Below are 3,650 nucleotides of genomic sequence, written 5' to 3'. Positions count from 1 at the left end.
GCTGTCCGTCCAGGTCCAGGACCCGGTCACCGCGGCGGCGGACGTGCGCAGCGCGGTGTCCGCGGCCGGCGGGTTCGTCGCCGAGGAGCGGTCCGGCAGTGCGGTCGCCGGGTTCACCCTCCGGGTCCCGACCGACCGCGTCGACGCCCTCACCGAGCGGCTCGGCGGCCTCGGCACGGTCACCGCGCGGGGGAGCCAGGCCCAGGACGTCGGCGGGCAGGTCGCCGATCTCGACGGCCGGGTCGCGGCCCAGCAGGCCAGCGTCGCGCGGGTCCGGGGGCTGCTCGACCGGGCCACCACAATCAACGAGATCGTCTCCGTGGAGGCCGAGCTGGCCTCTCGCGAGGCCGACCTGGAGTCCCTGCAGCGGCGGGTCGCGCTGTTGCGCGACCAGGTGTCGTCAGCCACCGTCGAGGTGTCGCTGGCGCCCCTGCCGGTGGTCGCGGGACCGCCTGCGGCGGGCGGTTTCCTCGGCGGTCTCGCGGTCGGCTGGGAGGGGCTGCAGGCGATCGGGGCGGTGGCCCTGGCCGCGCTTGGGTTCGTGGTCCCGATGCTCCCGGTGGTCGCCGTGCTGGTGGGGCTCGCCTGGCTGGCCCGCCGGACCGTCCGGGCCCGCCGCCGTCCCACCACGCCGGACGACGCCCCGTCGACCTGACCTGGCCGCCCCGCGGGTTACCCTCGGGCGACCGCCGAGCGAACCCCTGGAGGACGTGATGGGTGCGCGCCCCCTGGTGCGCAAGGGTGCCGACCCACTCTGGGCCCAGCTGCTCGCGGACCTCCGCACCCGGCTGGACGCGCACGAGTTCGACCTCGCCTTCCCCGGCGAGCTCGCGCTGGTCGCCGAGTACAAGGTCAGCAGGCACACCGTGCGTGAGGCGTTGCGCAGGCTGCGCGACGAGGGCCTCGTCGTGGCCGGGCGCGGTCGCGCGCCGCGCCTCGCGGGCCCGGTCGAGATCGAGCAGCAGCTCGGCTCGATCTACAGCCTGTTCTCCGCCGTCGAGTCCACCGGCCGCGAGCAGCGCAGCGTGGTCCGCACGCTCGACGTGCGGGGGGACGGCGTGGTCGCGGCCCGGCTCGGGCTGGAGGAGTCCACCCCGCTCGTGCACCTGGAGCGGCTCCGGCTCGCGGAGGGCGAGCCGCTCGCCGTCGACCGGGTGTGGCTGCCGGAGGCGGTCGCCGCGCCGCTGCTCGACGTCGACTTCACCCACACCGGCGTCTACCCCGAGCTGGAGCGGCTCTGCGGGATCCGGGTCGCGGGCGGCCGCGAGAACATCCGGGCCGTGGTGCCGACCGCGGAGGAGCGCAGGCTCCTCGAGATCGACGGCACCGTGGCCGCGCTGGCCATCGAGCGCCTCGGCCGCTCCGGGGCGCGGGCCGTCGAGTGGCGGCACACGCTCGTCCGGGGCGACCGGTTCACCCTCACGGCGCAGTTCAGCGCCAAGGACGGCTACCTGGTGGGCGCCGCTCCCTAGCGCAGGCTCGGCACGGACACGCCGATCCCGCCCGGGGTGTCCGCGCCGTACCGCGCGATCTCCGCGTCGATGTCCAGGGGAGCGGCCTGCATCTGCTTCTCCGGGCCCAGCAGGTCCGCGGGGACGAGCCAGCTGACCTCGAACTCGAGCCCGTCCGGGTCCTTGGCGTAGAGCGCCTTGGTGGACCCGTGGTCCGACGCCCCGACGAGCGCCCCGTGCTCACGCAGCACGCCGGCGATCCGGGCGAGCTCCGCGAGCGTGTCCACCTCCCAGGCGAGGTGGTAGAGGCCCACGGTCGAGATCCCGGCCGTGGGGGCGCCGCCGCGCTCGCCCATCGCGAACAGGCCGAGGTCGTGGTCGTTCGTGGAGCCCTCGGCCTGCAGGAACGCGCCGCCCGGCAACGAGACGATCACCCGGAAGCCGAGCGCCGCGGTGTAGAAGGCGACACTGCGGTCGACCTCTCGCACGTAGAGCACGGCGTGGTTCAGGCGCTGGACGGGCACGGTTGCCTCCTGAGTCGTTTCAATGTTCAACGATACCCACAGTCAGATGAATGTTCAACCGAAACGGCGTACGCTGCGCTGCATGGAGGAACCGCGCTGGCTGACACCCCCCGAGCTCAAGGCCTGGCTGGCGTTCGTGGCCGCGACCACGCTGCTCGACGGGGCGCTCGACCGCCAGCTGCAGCGCGACTCCGGGATGCCGCACGCGTACTACCTGATCCTCGCCATGCTGAGCGACTCCCCGGACCACACCCTCCGGATGAGCGAGCTCGCCGCCGTCACGCAGAGCAGCCAGAGCAGGCTGAGCCACGCCGTCACCCGGCTGGAGCGGCAGGGCTGGGTCACCCGCCGTCCCTGCCCGGACGACCGGCGGTCCACCTTCGCCACGCTCACCGAGGAGGGCTTCGCCGCCCTGAGGGAGGCGGCGCCCGGGCACGTGGGCACGGTGCGGCACAACCTGTTCGACGCGTTGAGCGCCGAGCAGGTCGACCAGCTCGAAGGCATCTGCACGGCGATGCTGGGCAGGCTCACCCGCGATCCCGAGGCCACCCCCATCCCCGGGGTGTGCCCCGACCGACAGCGCTGACCGCCCGTCGTTTGGCAAGCTGTCGCGCATGCCCACACTCGTGCTGCTGCGCCACGGTCAGAGCGACTGGAACGTCAAGAACCTGTTCACCGGCTGGGTGGACGTCCCGCTGTCGGAGGTGGGCGAGGGCGAGGCCCGGCGCGGCGGGGAGCTGCTGAAGGAGCGCGGCATCCTGCCGGACGTCGTGCACACGTCCCTGCTGCGCCGCGCCATCAACACCGCCAACCTCGCGCTCGACGCCGCGGACCGGCACTGGATCCCCGTGTACCGCGACTGGCGGCTCAACGAGCGGCACTACGGCGCACTGCAGGGCAAGGACAAGAAGCAGATCCGCGAGGAGTTCGGCGAGGACCAGTTCATGGTCTGGCGCCGCAGCTACGACACCCCGCCGCCGCCCATCGAGAAGGGCTCGGAGTGGTCGCAGGACGGCGACGCCCGCTACGCCGGGATCGACGCGCCGCTGACGGAGTGCCTCGCCGACGTCGTCGTGCGGATGCGGCCGTACTGGGACGAGGCGATCGTGCCCGACCTGCGCGCGGGCAAGGTCGTGCTGGTCGCGGCGCACGGCAACTCGCTGCGGGCCCTGGTCAAGGAGCTCGACGGCATCTCCGACGCCGACATCGCAGGGCTGAACATCCCCACCGGCATCCCGCTGCGCTACGAGCTGGACGACTCGCTCCAGCCGGTCACCAAGGGCGGGGAGTACCTGGACCCCGCCGCGGCCGAGGAGGCCATCGCGGGCGTGGCGAACCAGGGGCGGTGAACGGTTCCCCCGTTCGGGGAGTGAACTGCCCGTGAACGGGGGCGGAACACTCCTCGATCGGGGAGTCAGGCGGCTCACCTTCGGCGCTTCGCGCTGGCGTCGGGCCTGGTCATGAGGCCTACGATGCCGCCGTGAACCCCGTGGCGTCCGCGATCCTGGTCGCCGTCGCCCTCGGCTTCGGCCTGTGGGCAGGCGTGCTGATCGGGCGTAGCCGCAGCCGGGGTCCGGCGCCCCGTCCGGACACCCGCCGGGTGCCGACGCTCGCCGAGCTCCTGCAGCGCACCTTCCGCACCACCGGCTCCGGCCTCGCCGTCCTCTCCGGCTCG

5 protein-coding genes and 1 pseudogene are annotated in these 3,650 nt (G+C 73.6%); 5 read left to right on the top strand and 1 reads right to left on the bottom strand.

The features are described from left to right. Positions 1-655 (top strand): DUF4349 domain-containing protein (locus tag H5J29_RS25055; protein ID WP_181783481.1); only part of this gene is annotated, 655 nt, incomplete at its 5' end. A 58-nt stretch (positions 656-713) separates the two neighbouring features. Further along, entirely contained in the window at positions 714-1,472 is a 759-nt protein-coding gene (locus tag H5J29_RS25050) for a GntR family transcriptional regulator (RefSeq protein ID WP_181783480.1), read from the top strand. Here the strand turns inward: H5J29_RS25050 and H5J29_RS25045 are convergent. Then, positions 1,469-1,975: a VOC family protein gene (locus H5J29_RS25045; protein WP_181783479.1), complete on the bottom strand. Its 507-nt coding sequence runs from the start codon at positions 1,973-1,975 to the stop codon at positions 1,469-1,471. The two genes, H5J29_RS25050 and H5J29_RS25045, sit on opposite strands and share 4 nt — an antisense overlap. 82 nt (positions 1,976-2,057) lie before the next feature. On the opposite strand from H5J29_RS25045, the gene H5J29_RS25040 reads away from it, so the two are divergent. The 3 genes and pseudogenes from H5J29_RS25040 to H5J29_RS25030 all read left to right on the top strand — a co-directional run. Next, positions 2,058-2,561, top strand: coding sequence for a MarR family winged helix-turn-helix transcriptional regulator (locus H5J29_RS25040; protein ID WP_181783478.1), 504 nt, complete (start codon positions 2,058-2,060; stop codon positions 2,559-2,561). Positions 2,562-2,589: 28 nt separating this feature from the next. Next, positions 2,590-3,324 carry a phosphoglyceromutase gene (locus H5J29_RS25035; RefSeq protein WP_376768569.1) on the top strand — a complete coding sequence of 245 codons (735 nt, stop codon included), beginning with the start codon at positions 2,590-2,592 and terminating at the stop codon, positions 3,322-3,324. A 131-nt stretch (positions 3,325-3,455) separates the two neighbouring features. Next, positions 3,456-3,650 (top strand): annotated as a pseudogene (locus H5J29_RS25030) (hypothetical protein); the annotation flags it as partial.

This window comes from Pseudonocardia pini (genome assembly GCF_013870575.1).
Taxonomy (GTDB): domain Bacteria; phylum Actinomycetota; class Actinomycetes; order Mycobacteriales; family Pseudonocardiaceae; genus Pseudonocardia; species Pseudonocardia pini.
Note: the sequence above shows the minus strand (reverse complement) of the source record. Positions and strands in the feature narration are given on the sequence as shown.